Source organism: Ruegeria sp. YTSC004, from assembly GCF_059609805.1.
In genome coordinates this window covers 1-21192 of record NZ_JBXWMJ010000001.1, presented here as the reverse complement: position 1 = coordinate 21192, position 21192 = coordinate 1, and the positions used below count along the sequence as shown (strand labels likewise).

Annotated in this window: 19 protein-coding genes and 1 pseudogene; 12 read left to right on the top strand and 8 right to left on the bottom strand. The window is 57.2% G+C overall.

The genetic code is table 11. The annotated features are described in order from the left end of the window. From AC2FFP_RS00100 to AC2FFP_RS00085, 4 genes are read right to left on the bottom strand one after another with little or no spacing between them, the layout of a single operon-like run. Positions 1-780 carry an SDR family NAD(P)-dependent oxidoreductase gene (locus AC2FFP_RS00100; RefSeq protein WP_496769720.1) on the bottom strand — a complete coding sequence of 260 codons (780 nt, stop codon included), beginning with the start codon at positions 778-780 and terminating at the stop codon, positions 1-3. After that, positions 777-1715: an SDR family oxidoreductase gene (locus AC2FFP_RS00095; protein WP_496769718.1), complete on the bottom strand. Its 939-nt coding sequence runs from the start codon at positions 1713-1715 to the stop codon at positions 777-779. Before AC2FFP_RS00095 ends, AC2FFP_RS00100 begins: the two co-directional genes overlap by 4 nt. Further along, on the bottom strand, positions 1700-2614 hold the full coding sequence (locus tag AC2FFP_RS00090) for a bile acid:sodium symporter family protein (protein WP_496769717.1): 915 nt from the start codon (positions 2612-2614) through the stop codon (positions 1700-1702). Before AC2FFP_RS00090 ends, AC2FFP_RS00095 begins: the two co-directional genes overlap by 16 nt. Beyond that, positions 2611-3966 (bottom strand): flavin-containing monooxygenase, encoded by a 1356-nt coding sequence (locus tag AC2FFP_RS00085; RefSeq protein ID WP_496782952.1) that lies wholly within the window; start codon positions 3964-3966, stop codon positions 2611-2613. The genes AC2FFP_RS00090 and AC2FFP_RS00085 overlap by 4 nt, the downstream gene beginning before the upstream one ends. 68 nt (positions 3967-4034) lie before the next feature. On the opposite strand from AC2FFP_RS00085, the gene AC2FFP_RS00080 reads away from it, so the two are divergent. The 4 genes and pseudogenes from AC2FFP_RS00080 (at position 4035) to AC2FFP_RS00065 (ending at position 5803) form a co-directional block, all read left to right on the top strand. Next, positions 4035-4703, top strand: a complete 669-nt coding sequence (locus AC2FFP_RS00080; RefSeq protein ID WP_496780479.1) for a TetR/AcrR family transcriptional regulator — start codon at positions 4035-4037, stop codon at positions 4701-4703. 129 nt (positions 4704-4832) lie between these two features. Beyond that, positions 4833-5359: pseudogene (locus AC2FFP_RS00075) on the top strand (hypothetical protein); the annotation flags it as partial. A 30-nt stretch (positions 5360-5389) separates the two neighbouring features. Continuing rightward, complete coding sequence (locus AC2FFP_RS00070; protein WP_496722034.1) at positions 5390-5659, top strand: hypothetical protein; 270 nt, start codon at positions 5390-5392, stop codon at positions 5657-5659. Between the two features lie 21 nt (positions 5660-5680). Continuing rightward, entirely contained in the window at positions 5681-5803 is a 123-nt protein-coding gene (locus tag AC2FFP_RS00065; RefSeq protein WP_496722036.1) for a hypothetical protein, read from the top strand. 87 nt (positions 5804-5890) lie between these two features. Here the strand turns inward: AC2FFP_RS00065 and AC2FFP_RS00060 are convergent, their stop codons facing one another. The 4 genes from AC2FFP_RS00060 to AC2FFP_RS00045 all read right to left on the bottom strand — a co-directional run bounded on the left by AC2FFP_RS00060 (position 5891) and on the right by AC2FFP_RS00045 (position 11578). Further along, on the bottom strand, positions 5891-7372 hold the full coding sequence (locus AC2FFP_RS00060) for a serine hydrolase domain-containing protein (RefSeq protein ID WP_496880602.1): 1482 nt from the start codon (positions 7370-7372) through the stop codon (positions 5891-5893). A gap of 378 nt (positions 7373-7750) precedes the next feature. Beyond that, complete coding sequence (locus AC2FFP_RS00055) at positions 7751-8752, bottom strand: HupE/UreJ family protein (protein WP_108859003.1); 1002 nt, start codon at positions 8750-8752, stop codon at positions 7751-7753. Next, positions 8749-9579 carry a peptidyl-prolyl cis-trans isomerase gene (locus AC2FFP_RS00050; protein ID WP_496880601.1) on the bottom strand — a complete coding sequence of 277 codons (831 nt, stop codon included), beginning with the start codon at positions 9577-9579 and terminating at the stop codon, positions 8749-8751. Before AC2FFP_RS00050 ends, AC2FFP_RS00055 begins: the two co-directional genes overlap by 4 nt. Before the next feature lie 76 nt (positions 9580-9655). Then, positions 9656-11578: a DUF3604 domain-containing protein gene (locus AC2FFP_RS00045; protein WP_496880600.1), complete on the bottom strand. Its 1923-nt coding sequence runs from the start codon at positions 11576-11578 to the stop codon at positions 9656-9658. A 548-nt stretch (positions 11579-12126) separates the two neighbouring features. Between AC2FFP_RS00045 and AC2FFP_RS00040 the strand changes: the two genes are divergently transcribed. From AC2FFP_RS00040 to AC2FFP_RS00005, 8 genes are all read left to right on the top strand, one after another. Then, entirely contained in the window at positions 12127-13530 is a 1404-nt protein-coding gene (locus AC2FFP_RS00040) for an MATE family efflux transporter (RefSeq protein ID WP_496880599.1), read from the top strand. 191 nt (positions 13531-13721) lie between these two features. Further along, the gene (locus AC2FFP_RS00035) at positions 13722-15083 is read left to right on the top strand and encodes a V-type ATP synthase subunit B (RefSeq protein WP_496843483.1); all 1362 of its coding nucleotides are present in this window, start codon (positions 13722-13724) and stop codon (positions 15081-15083) included. Then, the gene (locus tag AC2FFP_RS00030; RefSeq protein ID WP_496880598.1) at positions 15061-15666 is read left to right on the top strand and encodes a V-type ATP synthase subunit D; all 606 of its coding nucleotides are present in this window, start codon (positions 15061-15063) and stop codon (positions 15664-15666) included. The genes AC2FFP_RS00035 and AC2FFP_RS00030 overlap by 23 nt, the downstream gene beginning before the upstream one ends. Continuing rightward, the gene (locus AC2FFP_RS00025; RefSeq protein ID WP_496769705.1) at positions 15663-17459 is read left to right on the top strand and encodes a V-type ATP synthase subunit I; all 1797 of its coding nucleotides are present in this window, start codon (positions 15663-15665) and stop codon (positions 17457-17459) included. The genes AC2FFP_RS00030 and AC2FFP_RS00025 overlap by 4 nt, the downstream gene beginning before the upstream one ends. Continuing rightward, the gene (locus AC2FFP_RS00020; RefSeq protein ID WP_050602715.1) at positions 17456-17899 is read left to right on the top strand and encodes an ATP synthase subunit C; all 444 of its coding nucleotides are present in this window, start codon (positions 17456-17458) and stop codon (positions 17897-17899) included. The genes AC2FFP_RS00025 and AC2FFP_RS00020 overlap by 4 nt, the downstream gene beginning before the upstream one ends. Then, on the top strand, positions 17899-18576 hold the full coding sequence (locus AC2FFP_RS00015) for a hypothetical protein (protein ID WP_496769703.1): 678 nt from the start codon (positions 17899-17901) through the stop codon (positions 18574-18576). The genes AC2FFP_RS00020 and AC2FFP_RS00015 overlap by 1 nt, the downstream gene beginning before the upstream one ends. A 1-nt stretch (position 18577) precedes the next feature. Beyond that, a complete protein-coding gene (locus tag AC2FFP_RS00010; RefSeq protein WP_496769701.1) occupies positions 18578-19270 on the top strand; it encodes a hypothetical protein in 693 nt (230 codons plus the stop codon). Further along, complete coding sequence (locus tag AC2FFP_RS00005; RefSeq protein ID WP_496769698.1) at positions 19267-21108, top strand: V-type ATP synthase subunit A; 1842 nt, start codon at positions 19267-19269, stop codon at positions 21106-21108. The genes AC2FFP_RS00010 and AC2FFP_RS00005 overlap by 4 nt, the downstream gene beginning before the upstream one ends. Positions 21109-21192: the final 84 nt, after the last annotated feature.

Sequence of the window (21192 nt, the reverse complement as noted above, 5' to 3'; positions counted from 1 at the left end):
TCAGGGCGTTCGTCGCTTACCTACCGTCCGCATCATCTGACGGAAATAGAGCTTTGGTGCCAGACGGTTCAGCAGATTGGCGATCTGTGCGATCCGCCCGACAGGGATGTAGTCTTTACGTCGCCGGTAACCTTGCAAGATTACTTGCGCCGCCGCTTCCGGCTCCATGTAGTCGATACCATCCGAGGCAGAGCCGGGACGAACGAACCCAGCGTCTGCGGCCTCCGGTCGCCCGATATTGGTCGCCACAAAGGATGGCGCGGCGATGGAAACACGAACCCCGTGGGCGGATTCCTCGGCGCGAAGGGACTTAAAGAACCCCTCCATCGCGTGTTTGCTGGCTGCATAGGCGGTTCGATGAATGAGGGGTGCAAAACCTGCAACGGAAGAGATCGCGAGGTGCGTACCCTTGGCCTTCCTGACCGCGTCCAGAAAATCCTGAGCGCAAGAAACCGCAGCGAAATAGTTGATTTCGAACAAGTTTCGGTGCGAGCGCATATCGCTGTCCGAAAACGCGGAAATCTGCGAGACGCCTGCATTGTAGATCACCAGATCTATGGAGTCCCTTGCCGCAATGATCCGGGTGCAGGTGTCTTTGCATTGATCAGCGTCGGTCAGATCACAGGCATAGATGCTGACGTCATCCTGATTGGCAAGCGCGTCAAGCTCTGGCCCCGGTAAATCGATCAACGCCGTGTGCCAGCCGTCGGCCCTCAGCGCGGCGGACAGCGCACGGCCCAAACCGCCAGCGCCTCCGGTGATGACAGCGGTTGGTTTCATTGGGCAGCCTCCCACCAGCGATCAAACGCCTCGGCACTTGTGAATTTGGGGTGATAGCCGAATTCGCCTTTCAGCGCGGCATTGTTCAACACGGGACGGTATAGAAGGAAACGCACTTGTTCTGGCCCATAGCGCGACAGACCCAGCGGGCGGGCAATGGACAGGGCGATCTTGACCACCGCAGGGGACAGCCAACGCACCGATTTGCCCATTTGTGACGCGATCTGTGAGATGGTCAGCGCGCCGTCACCCGCAACGTTGAAAACGCCGGCAGGCCCGTCCGTGGCCGCACGAACCAGTATATCGGCCAAGTCTTCGTCCCAAATGAACACGAAAGGGCTGTCGGAGCCTTTCAAGCCCAGCAGACTGGGCTTGTGGAACAGAGCCGTTATCTGGTTTTCGACCTTGGGCCCCAATACTGTGCCCACGCGCAGAACAACCTGTTCGAGGTCGGGCGCGCTTTGTCTGGCTTCGGCCAGCATTTCTTCGACCAGCCGCTTGTGCCAGGAATAGGCAAACTCCTTATTGCCTCGTATCGTATCCGTTTCGCGCAAGGGAACCGGGTTATCGGCATGATACCCATAAGCGGCCCCCGAAGAGGTAACCACCAGACGCTTGACCCCGGCGGCAATCGCCGCATTCAGCACATTTCGGGTACCTTCGACATCAACCTGATATTCATGGTCTCTGGTCGAGTTGGGACCGGGGGTCACGATGGACGCCAGATGAACGATGGTGTCCGGTTCTTCGGCCAGAATGACGTTGAGAGGCGCGTTGCCGGTGACATCCATTCGTACGAACCGTGCATTTTTCGGCAAGTTGGCGGGTTCTTGAATATCGGTTGCGGTGATCGTGATGTCGGCACGATCGCCCAACCGATGCAGCAGGGCAGTGCCCACCGAGCCCGCAGCTCCGGTGATCAGGATGTGGCGCATTCGGGCACCTCTCGTCTTGCGAAGAAGGCGGCCAGAGCCAACCCCGAGATTGCGTGCCAGATGCCCCAAAGAGCGGCGGCCACCGCCATGCCGCCAAGCCCTCCGAAAAAGGCGAAAATCAGGATGAGGCCAAGGCCCGAGTTCTGAATCCCAGTTTCGATTGTGACAGACCGGCGGTCGCGTTCCGACAGATTAGCTGCCGTCGCGGTCAGATACCCGCCCATAAAAGCCAGCGCGTTATGCAGAATAACAATCCCGATGATCATGGTCGCAAAATGCTGGAAAATTGCCCAGTTCGCGGCGAGCGCAACCATGATGAATGTGATGAAGATCGCCATCGAGAGCCACTGCATCGGGCGGCGGATTTTATCGGCGACGGCTGTGAAGCGCGCATTGACCAGCATGCCAAGGATCAGCGGTAGGATCAGCATGAAGCCGACCGTAATGGCCACTGCGACCGGGTCGATTTCTGTCCTTTGCAGGATTTCTCGTGTTGGGGCGTAAAGATTCCCCCACAACGCAACATTAGCGGGCGTGATGATGATCGCGCCGACGGTTGCGAAAGCTGTCATCGACACCGAAAGCGCCACGTTTCCGCCAGCACGGTGCGTCATGAAATTCGAGATGTTCCCTCCCGGGCAGGCCGCTACAAGGATCAGCCCCATCGCGACCGACGGTAGTGGATTGACCACCAGCAGCATCAGAAACGTGAGTGCGGGTAGAACCAAAAACTGGGACGCCAGCCCAACAAGCAACGGTTTCGGTCCGCGCAGGATCCGGCGAAAGTCATCCATCCTAAGATCCAGCGCGATTGAGAACATCACGACGGCAAGGATGACGTTCAGCAGCTTTAGGTTGCCTGCATCGAAGTTCAGCGCGACATCGTCGATCCCGTTCATGACTGGGCCGCTTTTAACGCCGCGATCTGTCGGGTCACTTCACCGCGGTAGGTCGCTTTGTCGACATAATAGGCCATCCGGGGCAGGTCGATATAGTTCATGCCGCCAGTCGCGCGTTCGAATTTTTCGGATTTGGTCGCGTGAATGGCCTTTGCGGCAGAGTTTCCGGATCTTAGCCCTGCGATATAGCGCGCCACCATCTCGGCCTGTTCATGCCGTCCCTGCCACCCCAGACCGGATGCTTCGATCATACCCAGGACGAAAAGGTCATCGCGGGTTGGGTGCATGCAGTTCAAGTACAGGTGCGGGGCGTCGCCCTGCCAGTTCAAGTGCGACTTGTCGATAAACGGGTAGTGCAGTTTATAACCGGTCGCGGCCAGAATCATGTCGTATTCAGCACTGGTGCCATCACGGAAATGGACGGTCTTGCCGTCGAAACGTTCAACGTCAGGGCGCACCTTCAAATCGCCATGCCCGGCGTGGAATAGGATCAGCGAATTGACGACGGGATGGGACTCGTAGAGGGCGTAATCCGGTTTGGGAAAGCCATATTTCTGCGGATCACCCACGAACCATTTCAGAATTGCCCCGTCCACTTTACGTTTCAGCCACATGGGCAATTTGATCTTCCCGCCCATCGTGTCAGCCGGAACACCGAAGACGTATTTGGGTACAAAATAGTACCCCCGGCGCATCGAGATGTCACAAGACTGCCCGTGGTGAATGGCGTCAACCGCGATGTCGCAGCCCGAGTTTCCGGCCCCGATAACCAGAACCCTCTTACCTGTGAATCGCGTCGGATAACGGTAATCCGAAGCGTGGATCAACTCGCCGGTAAATTCTCCCTCAAACTTGGGTAGATTGGGTTCGGACAAGGTGCCGTTGGCGATCAGAACACCCGCAAAGATCTGGCAGTGCTCAGTGCCTGCCTTGTCGCGCCACTTCACCTCCCATCCGCCTGCGTCCAGCGGTGTGGTACTCAGGACCTCGGCACCAAAATGATAGTGCTGGTACAGGTCAAATGCGTTCGCGAAGTCGTGGAAATACGTCTTGAGCTCGCGATGTGATGGATACTCCGCCGTTTCTTCCTGCATAGGGAAGTCGGTGAATTCGGTCATTTTCTTAGACGATATGAGGTGGGCGGTCTCGTACATCGTAGACCGAGGGGCATCGATGTTCCACAGACCACCCACATCATCAGCCAATTCAAATCCTTGAAATGGCACTCCCTGCTCGACAAGTGTCTTGGCCATCGCCAGACCCATGGGCCCAGCTCCGATCAGAGCAAAACACTCTTCCGGGCGGGCCTTCACCGTGACCGGCTGGCCCGCTCCGACTTGCACCTGTTCCATCCGTCTCTCCTCCTGCGACATTATTTATCTTGAACGATCGTTCGAAATAAGGCAAATTAGTTTTTGAAATGGCACAACACGCTGTAAAAGAAAGAAAAAGGGCGCCCTCGCAGCGATCCATTGCGGCACGAGAACGTATTCTTGACGCTGCGGAACTTGTCTTTGCCGAGCAGGGATTCGACGGTGCCTCGATTCGCGACATCGCCGAACGGGCGCAGGTTCAGAAGGCCAACGTGAACTTTCACGGTGGTCCAAAGGATGAGCTTTTTGAACGCATCGTGGCACGCCGCGCCAGCGAGCTATCGCAAGAGCGTCGTGAAGCCATCAGCCGATTGGAGGATCGCGGCGATTGGGACGCCGCGGACCTGATGTCAGCCTTCATGCGGCCGCTGTTGACCCGCGCATTCAGTAATGACCCGCAGTGGCTGGCGTACGCGCGCATTGTGGCGATTGTTTCCGCTGATGCGCGCTGGCATGCGCTGGCCAAAACCCATTTTGATCCCGTCGCTTCGCTGGTCGTTCACAAGCTGTGCACAAAATATCCCAAGGCCGACCCGGCGAACGTTGCCGGGGCGTTGGTCTTTTCAGTGTCGTCCATGCTGGCGTTGTGCACGTCGGAGTGGCGGATTGGGGCACTTTCCGGCCCTGACCAAAAACGCGACGCCGAGGGCGCAATCGGGAACCTGTTGCAGTTCTGTCATGCTGGGCTCGCCGGTGTTTTGAACCCGTCGCGGTAATCTTGGAACGATCACAACACTTCGCCCCAACCCGCTCAACTTGAAGTTACGCATGGGACCAAATCAAATGGTCGCATGCGTTATTATCTAGTGATTATCCAAGTTTATCGATTGGGAGCGTGGGGTGACATGACAGAGAAAAGGGACCGCCTGACCGCGGAGGAGGCGAGGGGGCTGCGGACGGCCAAAGAGCTTGAGGCGCATCTGGCCTGGTTGGACACGTTCACGCCAGCCGCTTTGGGTGTTTTGGCGATCGCTTAGGGAATCTACACTTACCTTGGTGTTTCGTTACTGTTGGAAGACAATGGCGCGGTAATCTTTTTCGCAGCGGTCGCATACTCGATCGCGGTGTCCGTCGGCATCTTTTTGTTCTGGAGCCATATGCTGCGGTTACTTCCGTCGATTTGCACGGCCAGCGGTTCGTTGGCCTGACGTTGTCGACGATCGTTGGATCCGTTGCAATTATAGCCATGTCCAGCTGGCTTAACGCCACTGCACTGGCTGGTGCCGCAGCGGTCGAACAGCACTTGGAAAACACCGTGCGCGACTACCAGGCAGCGCTTGAGCAAGCGCATGACATTGCACTTAGCGGTCAGGCGCTGGGGCAAGAGGTCGAGCGCGCGCGTCAAAGCTTCGAAGATCTGGCTGAGCTGGAGTAAGCCGGTGATCTGCGGCGTGTCCTTCTGATGAGTGGTCAGATCGAAACGGGCGATGCCGAAAGGTTCGAAACTTATTTGTCCGAGATGCAAGAACAACCCGACATGGTCGCGCTGCTCAGCCCGGGCGGCCACGTGTCCGAAGCTTTGTTGATCGGCGCGCAGATTCGCGAGACCGGGTTGTCATCGGCTGTACAGCCGGGCGCGGTCTGCACGTCCGCCTGTCCATATGTTCTGGCCGATGGGGTCGCGCGTATCGTGTCATTGCAAGGCATTGTCGGACTTCATCAGCATTACTAAGACCAACCACGCCTGATCCCCGTGGTCTTTGCCGTTGAAAGCATCCAAAAGGGGCAAGGCGAAGCAATGCAGCAACTGATCGAATTGGGCGTCGATCCTGCTTTGATGCTTTATTCTCTGAACACGCCGCCGGATCAGATCTAGGCCCTTGTAGAAGATGAGCTGGCAAGCACCGGTATTGCAACGCAAATTCTGGAATAGAGCAAAGGCCGGACCAGCGGGCCGTTCTTATCAATTCTGCAAGGCAGAGATGAGCGCCTCGGCCAGCGGTAACGAGGAATATCCGTGCCGGGAGGGCGTCAAACCCAACCGCACAACGACCATGTCTTGGGATGGGAATACACCGATGAACTGCCCGTCATGCCCCTGAAGCCAGACGGCGTCCTCATAGGGCGGCAACCCTCCCGGAGAGTCCAGCCACAGATGACCTTTGGCATACATCCCGTCAGATGCGGCAACCGGCTCAAACATCCAGTCCGTAAAGCCCTCGGGCAGGATTTGTTGGTCGTTCCATTCGCCTTTCTGCAATAGCAGTTGCCCAAAACGCGCCCAGTCACGCGCAGTGGCATACATATAGCTGGACCCGACAAATGTGTCCGCCGCGTCGGTCTCGAGCACGACGGATGTCATGCCCAATGGTTCGAACAGAGCCTCTTGCGGATAGGTTAGGCTGCCATCGGTCAGCTTGTTCTGCCAGACGCGCGACAAGGCTGTGGTCGTCCCCGATGAGTAGTTGAAGTCCGCCCCAACCTCACTTTCCGCCGGACGGCCCGAGACAAAACCTGCCATGTCATCATTAAGATACAGCATCTTGGTCACGTCCGAGACGTCGCCATATTCCTCATTCCATTGCAGACCGCTGGACATGGCCAGCATGTCCTTAAGGGTGATGTTTTTGCGTCCGTCCTGTGCCCAGTCCGGATAACTGTCGGTCAGCGTATCCTCCAGCGACATCTGGCCGGATTTGATCAGGGTACCGATCAAGCCCGCAGTAACCGTCTTGGTCATCGACCACCCAAGCAAAGGCGTGTTTTCGTCAAACCCCTCCGCATAGGTCTCGCCAACGATACGCCCACCCCGCACGACAACCACGGCGCGGTATCCTTCGCCCAGAAGGGTGCTATCTGCCAGGATACGCGCAACTTCAGGATCTTGTGACAGTTGAACTTCGTTACCGACGGGCCAGATTCCAGTGGGCAAGGGCTCAATCGCGGTCAGGGTCGCGTCGCTGAGCGTCGCGTCATGGACATTGGTGCAGCCAAGCCCCTCGCGATATTGCGAGGTCGCGGGGGCAAAGAACCGGAAAATACGTGCCGTCACGGTTTGGGCTTCGGCGTCCACGTCGATCGAGATCTGCCTAAGCAGTGGATGCCCCGGGGCCTGAACATCGACGGTCAAAACCTCTTCCGGGTCGCGCCCGGCTATGAAGACGTTGGAACAGACGATCTTGGCCGAATAGTTCGTCCCAACCTTCAAGAGGTCAGGCGGGGCGATCAGCAGATAGCCCACAATTGCGACGACACCCAGAATAAGCGTGCCTGCGATGATTTTCAGCGCTTTGATGATCAATCGATTTTCGAACCGGTCGTACCGGCCCCCTCCCGTTTCTCTCCGGATTTCGTCCGAGTTAAGAGCGTATCGGCTTTGGTTACCACCATTCCGTCGCGTAGGTTCCGGCCAAATGCGCCCGTCGGCCTGCCCTTGTCGTTGCACTTGACCTAATCTTTGGTGTCGTCCTTGATTGTGACAAACTCAGTAGGTGACGCCGGTAACAGGACCAGAAATTGCGATTTTCCGGGCGCAAATAGGCGACTGTTTATGATGCGCCGACCTTTAACAACATCAGTGGGGTGCGTCAGACGGCCGAGGCCTGGTGGGACAGTGGTGCAGGGAACTACAAACCGTACCCGTTGATTTTGATCGCCAAGCTGATTTTTTAAGGCCGGTGATCCCGAGGGCGCCCAGCAGGTGTTGATCGAGGCGCGCCAGCACCAGAAACTAACAAACGAAGGCTTGGCGCAGGTCGAAGCGGACCGGGTTCAGGCGTGTTTACTGCAGCTGCAAGAGGCCGCGAAATAGCGGACACGCCAATCAAAACCCGCTGACGCGTTCAACCAACCAGTACATCGACACGCAGCCGATGGCATATCCTGTGACGGGTACGGCGACTACGCCAGCCCTTTGGGAAATTGTGGGCAGCGTAAGGCGCCACACCAAGATCAGGGCCGACAGTCCGGCAATAAACAAAAGTTGCCCGGCCTCGACCCCGATGTTGAAGGCCAGCAGTGCGGCGAAGATATCCTCAGTTGGAACTCCAATATCGGCCAGCGCGCCGGCAAATCCCAGCCCGTGCAACAGCCCGAAGCAAAAGCAGACGATCCAGGGATATTGTTCGGACAGGCGCAGCTCACCATCTTTTCGGTTGAGGATTTCCAGAGCGAGGAACACGATTGACAAGGCGATCACGGCTTCGACCGGAGGGCCGGGCACGTTCAGCACGCCCAGAGTGGCAAGCGCCAGCGTAATGGAATGCGCGACGGTAAAGGCGGTCACCGCCCCGACCAACCGCCATGGATCGCGCACCAGCACAAACAAGGCAAAAACAAACAGAAGGTGATCCCAACCTTCCAGAATATGTTCGAACCCAAGGCGGAAGTAACTGCTCAGAACCGACCAGGTCGTTGGCTGTTCTGGTATGATCAAAGCAGGCGTCTCGGGCGTGAACCGCAAAGTGGATGGTTCCGACGAGATGGGTTGGATGCGCAGCAGAACGTCGTTTCGTTGTTGCTCCAGCCCTTCAATGGTGATGGTGTGACCGGCGATATCGTCCTCGCATTCAAGAACCCAGGTCGCGATCCAAGCCGTTCCGTCGGACCGTGGCTCGGGTCCTCGGTTTTGGGCACAGTGAGCGGGCAATATGGCATCGATACCCATGGGGCGGCCATTCACATCAGGCTTGCGCCATAGCACTTGCCAGGTGTTGCTCGCCAATTGCCGCAGGTCCAAATAACCGGGGTCAAGTGCATGTGCATGTCCCGCTTGTGCAGCGAACATCAGCCAGCCCGAGAATAACAGGCAAAAGAGCCGCTTCATTCGACCGCCTTGTCCATGTCGGGTGTTTCGACCTGGTAATTCGATGCCAGGCTTTCATATTGCGCCTGCGCCAGGTCCGACCCGGCTTCGCGGCGCCATTCCAGTAAAACGGTATCGCGGATATCTTCCAGCTTTGGCAATATGGGGTCTTGTTTGTCTGTAACGCGAACGACGTGGATGCCATATGCGGATCGGACTGGGCCGGACCAGTTGCCTGGCTCCAACGATCTCAGGGCCGCCGAAAAGCCAGTGCCAAAGTTTGCGTCCACCACGCGCACTACTGTCAGAGGCATCGACTTTGGAAGCAAAGTTGTCGATCCGATTCTGCTCCAGTCCTGCTGAGTGTTTGCAGCCTCAATCGCGCTTTCGATGGCATCCAGCTCAGCGTTCTCGTTCAGGTAGATCTGATCAAAAGCAATCTGTGCCGGTTTGGTAAACCGTTCCGGGTTTTCGTTCAGAAAGGTCTGCAACACTTCGGGCTCGGGTTCGATCGAAGCCGCGATTGCGTCAGTCAGAAAATCCATCTTCTGCGCCAGGCGAGCACGGATGACCTGATCACCTTGATCCAGGCCCAGCTTGCGTGCTTCACGCACAAGAACTTCTTCGCGGATCGCCCCGTCAATCAGGGCCTGTAACTCGTCTTCCGTCGGTGGGCGGTTCCAGCTGTTTTGGAAACGTGTTTTCAGAAGGGCGACATCGTTACCATCAACTGTGATCGTGTCGGTTTCTTCAACGATGTCCTGTTGCGGGGAAATCCATGCAAACCAACCGAAAATGGCAACCCCGATCAAAATGAAGTGGACTAAAGGTTGTTTTAGAATTTGCATGCGGGTTCTCAATGTCGTGTCGCAATATTGCCGGGCGGAGTTGACCGCCCGGCAATGTCTTTAGTGTATTGTTCGGTTACTCGCTAGGAGTGTACCAGATCGGCGAGGAGTATGCGCGCTCCTGATGTACCAGTTGCGCTTCTTCTGGCAGGTCCAAACCAAACCGCAGTTTGTCGTACAAAACCCAGCGCGGTGTCGGAATTTCCAGCACGCGAACGTAGTAGAAGGCCCGCTGGCCGGGATCAAATTCCGGGTCGGTCCAGATGGTTACCAACTCGGACGCACCGATCGTGTTGCTCCAGCTTGCGGTTTCCAGATCAACGGTGTTGCCGACTTCGGGCAGGTTGCCATCCGCGTCCAGCGCGCGGTCATCAGACCAAGCAACGTTGAACACTTTTTCCTGCAACTCGCCCTCTGCATCCAGCCAGCCTTTCACGACCTGAACACGGTCCAGATTGGCACCGACCGGGTCGCGCAGCGCGCCGATCAGAAACGAAGGCGCGCCGTCCCCCTCGCGTGGGCGCAGGTCACCGCCCATTGGGACTCCCTTGGTATAGCCCACATCCGCAACAAGCCGCGTCAGCAAGTCGTCATCCTGAAAGTCCCAGCCGCCAAAGAACCGCAAACCGATCCGCGGACCAGTGGTGGCATAGGTCTCACGCCGTTTGAACGCATCGAAAATGGCCGACCGGGTGTTATCCGTCGCCCAGACCGCCGTGTAGCCGGACGCGACCAGCGTGTGCCCTTCGAAGGCGCCCAGATCGCTTTCAACAAACGGATGCAGGACGCGGGTGGGTGAGGGTTCGGCACTCACGGATTTGCCGAAATAATTGTCCTCTTCCGCTGTGGCCAGCGATGTATGGCTGTCTGTCGCGCCCCCCATGCCGAACTTATAGGGATTAACGCCGAATTTTTCCTCTAACGCCAAACCACGTTTCAGTGCCTCGCGCGCATATTCACCCGCCAGCATGTCATCGGTCTTGAGCTCAGTGATGTCTAGATTGCCGACATCCCAGTTCTCGTAATCCGCGAAGGGATCATTCGGGCTGAGGTAGGGGTGCGCTTCGCCGTCGCCCTTGATTTGGGTGACCTCGTAGTGTGGCTCCCATTTGGCGCGCTTCTGAACATATTCTTCGTCGACCTTGCCGCCGTGATAGGTGTCCTCGGTCGGGAACATCCAGCCGTTGGAGAGGTTTCCGTTATGGGCGAACGCTACTGCGCGACCGCCAGTTTTTGCTTCGTATTCCTCAAGCCACGTGTACAGCGCCTTGGGGTCCGTGTCGCCATAAGGAGGTTGGGTCACAGGTGGCACGACCTGCAGTGCGCGAATTGGGCCGTCGCGCAGCATGACGTTGCGGTGCAGGTTGAACCCCTTTGGGACCGAGGTCCATTCGAACCCGATGAATGCGGTAAAGTTGCCAGGGTCATTATGGCGCTCGGCGGCCAGCACGATCTGTTCCCATGTGAACGCAAAAGCATCCGCGCCGGGGCTGTAGGATTCCAGCAAAATCTCGGGCAGGGTCATCTGCGAAAAGTTGGTGATGATGTCAAAGGCCGCTTTGGCCGCGTCTTCACCACCTGCTTTGTACCCCTCGTACCATTCCAGACCTTTGGGGTCTGATAAAACACCGGGTTTTCCAGCCTGCAGATCGGGTGCAAACCCCATGAGGTCTGTGTGATCCGTCAATACCATCCAGTCCAAGGGGCGCGCCAGCCGGACGGGTTGGCCGGTCGACGAAATAACCTGTTCCCCCTTTGCAAACCGCCATGCTTCGTCGGGCAACAAAGTGTTCCCGAACGCGCCCGCATCCAGCGACAATCCGGTGTGTAGGTGTGTATCACCCCAAAGCGGCCGTTCGGGGAACGATCGGTTGGCGTAGGGCGAATAAGGGCGGTCTGCAAAGGTGCCCTCGGCAGCCTCTTTGCTGGGGACCGCGTCTGCCCAAACAAGCGCTGGTAGTGTCAGCAAAGAGATCAAACAGGTTGTAAGTCGAAGCATTGAATCCTCCCCAGGTCTTCGCGCTAATCGAATATCGTAAATTCAGTATATTCATTTCTTATAATGTATTGCGCGAGTTTTGGTACTGATTTTTCTACCTTTAGACCTCGTCCAGTGCAGGCTCGTGCCCCGCGTGGCGGTACCCGCGGTCAGAGTACCTCACCGCCATCGACCGTTTCGCACGGCGGCCACATGCGTGCCCGCCCTCGACATACACTGCGCGAACGTATGCGCCGAAAAGGTAGTACGCGCCGGGATGGGTGAGTTTGTCCTGTTCGTTGAGAACGGCAACCTTCCCGTCGATCAGGCATTCCCGGCAAAATCCGTTGACTTAGAATGCTGGATGCGAGGCGCCAGTGGACGCAGCGGCGGACGCCGATATCCAAAGCGGTAAGGATTTTCGTACTGCAACATCATCGTAGCGGCGCAAAATGCGGATTGCCAAAAAAGGTAGGGCTGTAATCGGCGCGCACGGCACAAGTTTGAGGTTGCTGACTGGTGCCCATCGCGGGCAGATTGATTTCCAGGACAAAGGGACGGACCAGCCAATGACACAACAATCCACGGGCATGGCTGTCTTTTTGACCGGCAGTCTGATGCGGCATGTGACCCGAATGTCGCTGACCACCAGCATTGGTCTTATGGCAATCTTTGCCGTGGATTTCGTGGACATGGTGTTCATCTCGATGCTGGGCAATGACGCCTTGGCCGCAGCGGTCGGCTATGCGGGCACGCTTTTGTTTTTCACCAACTCGATCAATGTGGGGCTGTCCATCGCAGCCGGGGCTCTAGTCGCCCGCGAGTTGGGGGCCGGGCGGCCCGAAAAAGCCCGGCAATTCGGGACCAGCGTTGCCCTTCTTGGGATTCTGATTGGGTTGATTGTGTCTGCTATCGTCATGATCAATATAAAGTTTTTTCTGTCCTTGCTGGGCGCGCAGGGCGAAGTTCTGCAACTGGCCGCACGGTATGTCAGCATCATTCTGCCAACCATGTGGGTTATGGCAGTGGCAATGACGGGTATGGCCGTGCTGCGTGCGCATGGCGATGCGCGCCGGTCCATGCAGGCCACGATTTACGGCGGGCTGGCCAACGCGATTTTGGATCCGATCCTGATTTTCGCTGTCGGTCTTGGCCTGGACGGGGCGGCGATTGCCTCGGTTATTGCACGTATCTGTATGCTGATAGCGGCGGTCCGGCCCGCAGTGCGCGTGCACCATGGATTTGCGCGACCGTCGCTGAGGCAAGTGATGGATGACCTCCAACCGGTTCGGGCGATTGCAATACCGGCAGTTCTGACCAATGTCGCCACGCCGGTCGGCAACGCCATCGTGATCCGTGAGGTTGCACAGTTTGGAACAGACGCCGTGGCTGGCATGGCGGTAATAGGGCGGTTGATGCCTGTCGCCTTTTCCGTCGTGTTTGCACTGTCCGGGGCCATAGGCCCGATTGTCGGGCAGAACTTTGGGGCAGGGCAGTATGACAGGGTGAAGGGCGCATTCCTGGCGGGCGTGAAATTTACTGCCGTCTATGTGGTTCTGATGGCGGCGGTGTTGTTCATACTGCGTGCCCCCATCGCCAACTTGTTTCAGGCCCAGGGCGAGACGCGGGCGCTGATCTATCTGTTTTGCGGGCCGCTGGCCCTTGCGTCCTTCTTCAACGGGGTGATCTTTGTTGCGAATGCCAGCTTCAACAACCTTGGCTATCCCATTTACTCCACGTGGGTTAACTGGGGGCGACATACGCTGGGCACGTGGCCATTTGCAGTGGCCGGAGCCTATTTCGCAGGCGCTCCGGGAGTGTTGTTGGGGCAGGCGCTGGGCGGTGTGATATTTGCTGCAATCTGCTGGGTAATGGTGCGCCGCGTTGTCTCGGGCCTGACTGCGCCATCAGAGGTCGATCCTTTTGCCGGGCAAAGCCGGCTGCAATCCCTGTTCGGGCGAAGGGGGTGGTGAGCCCTCCCAGCGCGTTTGAATACCAACGGTTTTGGTCACCAGGGGCGGTTTTCGTCTCCTTTGTCGCAACGAAGACATCCTCGTTTGCCAATTTATGAATTCGTTGTAAGCTGAGCTTATGATTGCAAAAAACGCCAAGTTATTTCGGGGCGTTGACTTCAAAAAACACCTTTAACGACCGAGGATGAGCAATGTCCGGAAGTCTTTTGAAGTACACGCGTGTTCTTGAGATTGTTGGAGACACGATCAAAGTCAGGGTGCCTCTGGGCGGATCGACCGACGCAGCGGTGCGTTTCAACGATCTGGCCGTGATCGAAACCGTGGACGGCCACAAGACACTTGCGCAGGCGATTTTCATTGACCGAGATGTTGTCACCCTGCAGGTGTTTTCCGGCACCAAGGGCATCTCGACCGAGGCGACGGCGACGTTTCTGGGCCACCCGATGCAGACGCCGTATTCGCAGAACATTCTGGGCCGCGTTTTTGATGGCGCGGGCGTTTCAATCGATGGCGGACCCGACCTGTCATCCGAACCGCGCGTGGATATTGGCGGGCCGACCGTGAACCCTGCGGAACGCGCCGTTCCCAACAAGATGATCCGAACGGATGTGCCGATGATCGACGTGTTCAACACGTTGGTCGAAAGTCAGAAAATCCCGATTTTTTCGGTCTCGGGTGAGCCGTTCAACGCGTTCCTCAGCAGAATTGGTATTCAGGCGGATGCGGATATCGTGGTGTTTGGCGGGCTGGGGCTGATCTTTGACGACTACTTTACTTTCAGGACGTCCTTCGAGGATGCGGGCGTATTTTCCCGGACAGTGATGTTCGTCAACCAGGCGATGGACCCGCTGGTCGAACGGCTGCTGGTACCCGATATGGCGCTGGCCGTGGCCGAAAAATTCGCGGTGGAAGAGGGCAAACGCGTGCTGGTTCTACTGACTGATATGACCGCTTATGCCGACGCGATGAAGGAAGTTGGTATCAGCCAAGAGCGCGTACCGTCGCAGCGTGGCTATATGGGCGACCTCTATTCCCAGCTGGCCCGCCGATACGAAAAAGCCTGCGACTATGCCAAGGGCGGATCGGTCACTGTGCTCACCGTTACGACGATGCCCGGCAATGACGTGACCCATCCGGTGCCCGACAACACGGGCTATATCACCGAGGGGCAGATCTATTTGCACTCGGGAGTGATTGACCCGTTCGGCAGCCTCTCGCGGCTCAAGCAGAACGTGATCGGCAAGACGACGCGCGAGGATCACGGGCAGATCATGAACACGATGATCCGGTTCTATTCCGAAAGTCGCGACGCCGCGCAGAAACAGGCAATGGCGTTCGACCTTTCGGATTACGACCATCAGTTGTTGAAGTTTGGTGACCTGTTCAAGACCCGGTTCATGGACATCAACGTTTCAATCTCGCTGGAAGATGCGCTGGATTTGGGGTGGAAAACTCTGGCCGAGTGTTTCGCACCTGAGCAGCTACTGATGAAACAGGCCCTGATCGAAAAGTATTTCCCAAAGGATGCCGATGGCGCGGTTGCAGCTGAATAAATCGTCGCTCGCGCGCGAGCAGACGCAGCTGAAAAGCTATGAGCGGTTCTTGCCATCGCTGGACCTTAAGCGTCAGCAATTGATGGCCGAGCGCGCGAAGGCGCGCGAAGATGTGCAGCGCCTTCAGGATGAGGTGCAGGAACTGGCGCAAAAGGTTGGAGAAAAACTGCCGATGCTGGCGCAGCAAGGCGTTGATCTGGACGGGTTGGTCGCGCTGAAAGACTACAAAGTCAAAGAGGTCAACGTCGTGGGCGTAAAGATGCCTGCGCTAGACCGGATCGAGGTCGCGGTGCGTCTGTATTCCTATCTGGCCAAACCTCATTGGGTCGATGCGGCGGCCCGGTTGCTGCACGATATGATCGAGGCGCGTCTACGGGTCAAAGTGGCCGAAGAGCGGGTGAAGATATTCAATAGGGCTGTGGCCACCATCACCCAGCGTGTCAATCTGTTCGAAAAGGTTCTGATCCCGCGCGCCAAAGCGAACATAAAGAAAATCCGCATTTATCTGAGTGATGAACAGATGCAGGCCGTGGTCCGGTCGAAAATCTCAAAGCGCAAACATGCGCAGGAGGCGGTGTCATGAGTGTCGCGCGCCTCAAGAAACTGTCACTGGTCGGGCGATCAAATCAAAAGACCGAAACGCTTGAGGCGCTGCAGGAATTGGGATGCATGCACGTCCTGCCGCTGGTCCCGCCGCCCTCTGAACCGGAAAAGATCAGCGAGCGTGGTGCGCGGGACGCCTATAAGGCGCTGCGGTTCCTGCATGACGTGTCCGAACCGCGCCGACAAATCCAGCGCGACCCCGGTTTTGACATGGAGCAGTTCGTCAAGGATGTGCTGGACCTGATGCAACGGACCCGTGACATGACGGACCAAAGGGATTTTCTGGCCAACCGGATCGCGCAGGTTCGCCCTTGGGGTGACCTGGATTTTCCACCCGACGATGTATTAGCAGGGAACCGATTGTGGTTCTATCAACTGCCGCTCAAGCATCGCGATGCGTTGGAAGCCCTGGATATGCCCTGGGCTATACTCGAGCAGGACCATAGGTTCATCTATGCCGTGCTGATCGACCCGGATGAGCCGGATGACGATATCCTTCCAGTCCCGCGCACGCACACAGGATCGCTGCCCATTCACGAGCTTGAGGCGCAACTGGAAGAGGCTGAGATCGCCATCGAAGCGCTTGAGGCTGAGCGCGTCGCGCAGACCCGATACCTGACACTGATGCGCCGGAACCTGTCGGTTGCCGAAAGTGCGGCTGAGCTGGCCCATGCTACCCAAAAGGTGCGCGACGAAGAGGCGATGTTTGCCCTTCAGGGCTGGGTGCCCGAGGATCGTATAGATGCGGTTCTGGACATGGCAAACGCCAAGGATGCCGCTGTGCTGATCGAAGAACCCGGCCCCGAAGACAGCCCGCCCACCTTGTTAGAACAACCAGAAAAGCGCAGTGCTGCTGTAGACTTGGCACTGTTTTATCAAGTGCCGGGTTACAAGGATTGGGACCCTAGCGTCATCGTCGCCGTTTCGTTCGCGATCTTCTTTGCGATGATCGTGGCCGATGCCGGGTACGGGGCAATTATCTTGGCGGGGCTCTTGTTGTTTTGGAAACGCCTTGATCGCACACCACATGAGCGTTCCTGGCGACGCTTTGGCGTGATCATCTCGGGGGCGACGATCCTGTACGGCATATTGGTCGGCAGCTATTTCGGCGTATCGCCAACTGAGGGGTCGTTCTGGTCCAAGCTCAAACTGCTCGACCTGAACAATTTCGGCGCGATGATGATGGTTTCGATTGTCGTTGGCGTATTGCATCTGGTGCTGGCCAATGCGCTTGCCGCCCGCGCGGCTTGGGGGCACCGAAACGCCATTGCCAATCTGGGCTGGATCGCGGCGCTGATTGGAGGATTCATTTTGTGGCTTAGCTACATGAAGGGCAATTCTCCGGTGCCGGGTGCGGCCTTGATGGGGATCGGGGTTCTGGCCATCGTCTGGTTCTCAAGCGAGCGGGTCATCAAGAAACCAACCGACTGGGTTTGGCGCCTGATCGAAGGGCTGCAAAGCCTTGCCGGGGCCATGGGGGCGTTCGGAGACGTGCTAAGCTACATGCGCCTGTTTGCGTTAGGTCTGGCCTCAGCCTCATTGGCGATCACCTTCAACGATCTGGCGGTTTCAGTCATGCATTCGCTCAAAGGGCTGGGCGTTCTTTTTGCGCTGCTGATCCTGATCACTGGCCACATTCTCAACTTCGCCCTCGCCATGATGAGCGGCGTCGTCCACGGATTACGTCTCAATTACATCGAATTCTTTAAATGGGGTCTGCCGGACGAAGGCGTTGTCTTTCGCCCGTTCGCCCGCAAGGAGGTTCAGGAATGAATGAGCTTGTTTTGACATTGGGTTGGCTGGGCATTTACGCGCCTATGGCGTTGGGCGCGGCCTCCAGCGCGATCGGGTGCTCCATCGCCGGCATGGCCAGTATTGGCGCCATGACAGAAACTGAAGGCGGCTATGGGCGCTTTGTTGGCGTATCAGCCTTTCCGTCGACCATGGTGATTTACGGCATCGTCATCATGTTTACCTTGAACCGAGATGTGACACCCGAAAACGCGGGCGGCTTGTTCGGGATAGGTATCCTGTCAGGCATCGCATTGATGTATTGCGGGATCTGGCAGGGTCGGGCCTGTGCTGCAGCGATCAACGCCACCAAGGAAAAGCCCGAGATCTTTGGCCTTGCGCTGGCTCCGGCGGCGATCATCGAAGGGTTCGGCGTCTTTGCCTTTGTCTTTGCTCTGGTGATCAGCGCGGGGATCAGCTGATGGCGCAGGATGGCATGATTTCACACGGCGTGGATGCCCTGATCGATAAGCTGCGAAATGATGGCGTGGCGGCTGGTCAGGCTGACGCTGAAAAACTGCGGACAGAGGCCAAGGCCGAAGCCGCCAAAATCTTGGCTGACGCGAAACGCGAAGCGGACGACTATCAGAAAAAGGCGCGCAGCGATTCCGACAAATACCGCGCGGCGGGGGAAGAGGCGTTGAATACCGCCATGCGTGATGCAGTTCTGACCATGAAAGGTGGATTGACCGACCGGTTTCGTGAAGATGTCGAACGTCTGGTGACCAAGGAAATGGCTGACCCGAAATTGCTGAAACAGATGATTTTGGAGGTCGTCGGTCAAGAGGCTGATGGCGTCAATCTGGATGGCAAGGTCCAGGTCATTCTGCCTGCCAAAGTCGCAACGCAGGAAGACATTAAGCAGAACGCGGATGACATCCAGTCTGGCAAGCTGACCAAGTATGTTCTTGGGCTGACGGCCGACATGTTGCGAGAACAGGTTGAGCTGCATGCATCGGACGATAACCAAGATGGTATCCGCGTTCGGGCCGAAGATCAGGGCGTTGTGCTGGACCTGACGGACAAGGCGGTCGCCTCACTGCTGATGGAGCATCTTCAGCCGCGGTTCCGTGCCGTGCTGGAAGGTGTGATCCGCTGAGATGTCAGACCCTGACGCCTATATCGCGCTGATCAGCAGCCTGCCGGGATCTGAACGGCTGTTTGTGGCCAAGCAGCCACCGCTGTCACGGCTGCGGTTGGATCGTCGCCTGACCGCGCTTGCATCTGAGGATGCGCGTGTTCTGAAAGCGTTGGAGCAGGCGCTGAACTGGAGTGCATATGACATGGATGTCACGGATGCGCAGGCAGTACAGCGATGCAATCAGGCGTTGGGCAAAATTCCGCAACCAACCTTGCGTAGACTGTTCCTTGAGCGGATGGACTTGCGCACTGTAGTTGCTGCACTGCGCCTGCGCGCGCGTGGAGGCAATCCGCTCTCGGGAGCGTACGGCATTGGACGTTGGAGCCGCCATATTCCAGCCAACTGGGGGGACCCGGATTTCCGACTTTTGGTGCCGATGCCGTGGATCAAGGACGCGCGTCAGCTGTTAGAAGCCGAGGACCCTTTGGGGCTGGAGCGACTGTTGTTGTCGGTCAGCCATAAGCAACTGAAACGGTACGCCGCCCGCCACCTCTTCGATTTTGAGGCCGTGGCAATATACGTCCTGATCTGGAACATTTTTGATCGATGGGCGCAAAGCAACGCTCAGGACGCAGCCACAAGATTTGAGAAACTGGCCCAGCAGGCCATGGCCAATGTCGCAGAATTCGATTTTGAGAGAGTAAGCGCATGACTGCCCAAACACCTCCAGTTCAAACCGCAACCGCCCGTGTCGTCTCGGTCCAGGAAGGGCTGGTGCAGATTCAGGCCAACCAAGATGCCGCCGGAGTTCCGGGCCAATTGGTCAAAAACGAGGTGGTGTTCATCCTGCCGACCCGTGCTGGACCGGGCGGGCGTCAGGAACGGCTCAAAGCCGAGGTGCTGCGCGTGCGCGGGGACACAGCTGATGTACAGGTGTATGAAAGCACAGACGGCGTGGCCGTTGGCGATCCGGTGGAACAATCGGGTCAGTTGCTGTCTGTAGAACTGGGGCCGGGGCTGTTGGGTCAGGTCTTTGACGGCCTGCAATCGCCTTTGCCCAAAGTTGCTTCCGAATTTGGAACCTTCTTGCCGCGGGGGGCCGATGTAGCACCGTTGGACGATCAGGCGAAATGGTCCTTCACGCCCTCGGTTAAGGTTGGAGATACAGTCACGGCAGGCGACAGCATCGGAACTGTTCCGGAAGGCCGGTTCACCCATAAAATTATGCTGCCCTTCAATTGGGTTGGCGAATACAAGGTCGTTTGGGTTCAGAAAGGGGCCGCGTCAATCCATGAGATTGTTGCCCGACTTGAAGACGAGCAGGGGGGTGAGCACACTTTGACGCTGTGTCAGAAGTGGCCAGTTCGGCGGCCCTTGCCTGAAACGGTTCTGAAACGTGCCCTGTCCGAACGCTTGTACCCGACTGAACCTGTGCTGACCTCGCAACGCTTGATTGATACGTTCTTTCCCATCGCGCGTGGTGGTACGGCCTGTATTCCCGGCCCGTTCGGGGCGGGTAAGACTGTGCTTCAAAACCTTATCGCGCGGAACTCCAAAGTGGATATCGTGATCGTCGTTGCCTGTGGTGAACGCGCGGGCGAGGTTGTTGAAACGATCCACGAATTCCCCAAGATGACCGATCCGATGTCGGGCGGAAGTCTGATGGATCGGACGATCATCATTTGCAACACCTCTTCCATGCCCGTTGCGGCTCGCGAGGCGTCGATTTTCACCGGAATCACGCTGGGCGAATACTACCGTCAGATGGGGTATGATGTTCTGCTGATCGCGGACAGTACCAGTCGCTGGGCGCAGGCCATGCGCGAGACTTCCGGCAAGCTGGAGGAAATTCCGGGTGAAGAGGGTTTTCCTGCCTACCTGGAGAGTTCGATCAAGGGCCTGTACGAGCGTGCTGGGGCGCTGAAAACAAACGATGGCGACCTGGGTAGCCTGACGTTGATCGGCACTGTGTCACCAGCGGGAGGCAATTTTGACGAACCAGTGACGCAGTCCACGCTGTCAACGGTGAAGTGCTTTCTTGGGCTGTCCTCGGAACGAGCCTACAAACGGTTCTATCCCGCCGTCGATCCCTTGCTCAGTTGGTCGCGCTATACTGAACAACTCTCGGATTGGTATGACAAGAACGCCGAGGCTGGTTGGACAGGCAAGGTGGGCGATCTGCTGGCGCTGATCGAAAAAGGCGAGCAGGTCGATCAGATGATGCAGGTCACTGGTGAAGAGGGCGTCACGATCGAGGATTTCGTGATCCAGCAAAAGGGCCTGTTCGTGGACATGGTCTATCTGCAGCAGGACGCATTCGACAAAGTGGATGCCACCGTTCCGCTGGAGCGTCAGAAGATGACGTTCAAACTGGTCTACGATGTCACGCAATCGACCGCGGAATTTGCGGATAAGGGTGAAGTCCGTCAAGTCTTTACACAGCTTACCGGTTTGATGAAGAATTTCCATTATGCTGCAGAAAATACACCGGAATTCAAATCGCTGTGGGGACAGATTCAGGATCTTTGCCGCGAAAAATTTGGGGTGTAAGTCAGGGAAGTGGTAGCCCGTAGGGGAATCGAACCCCTCTTTCCAGGTTGAAAACCTGGCGTCCTAACCGATAGACGAACGGGC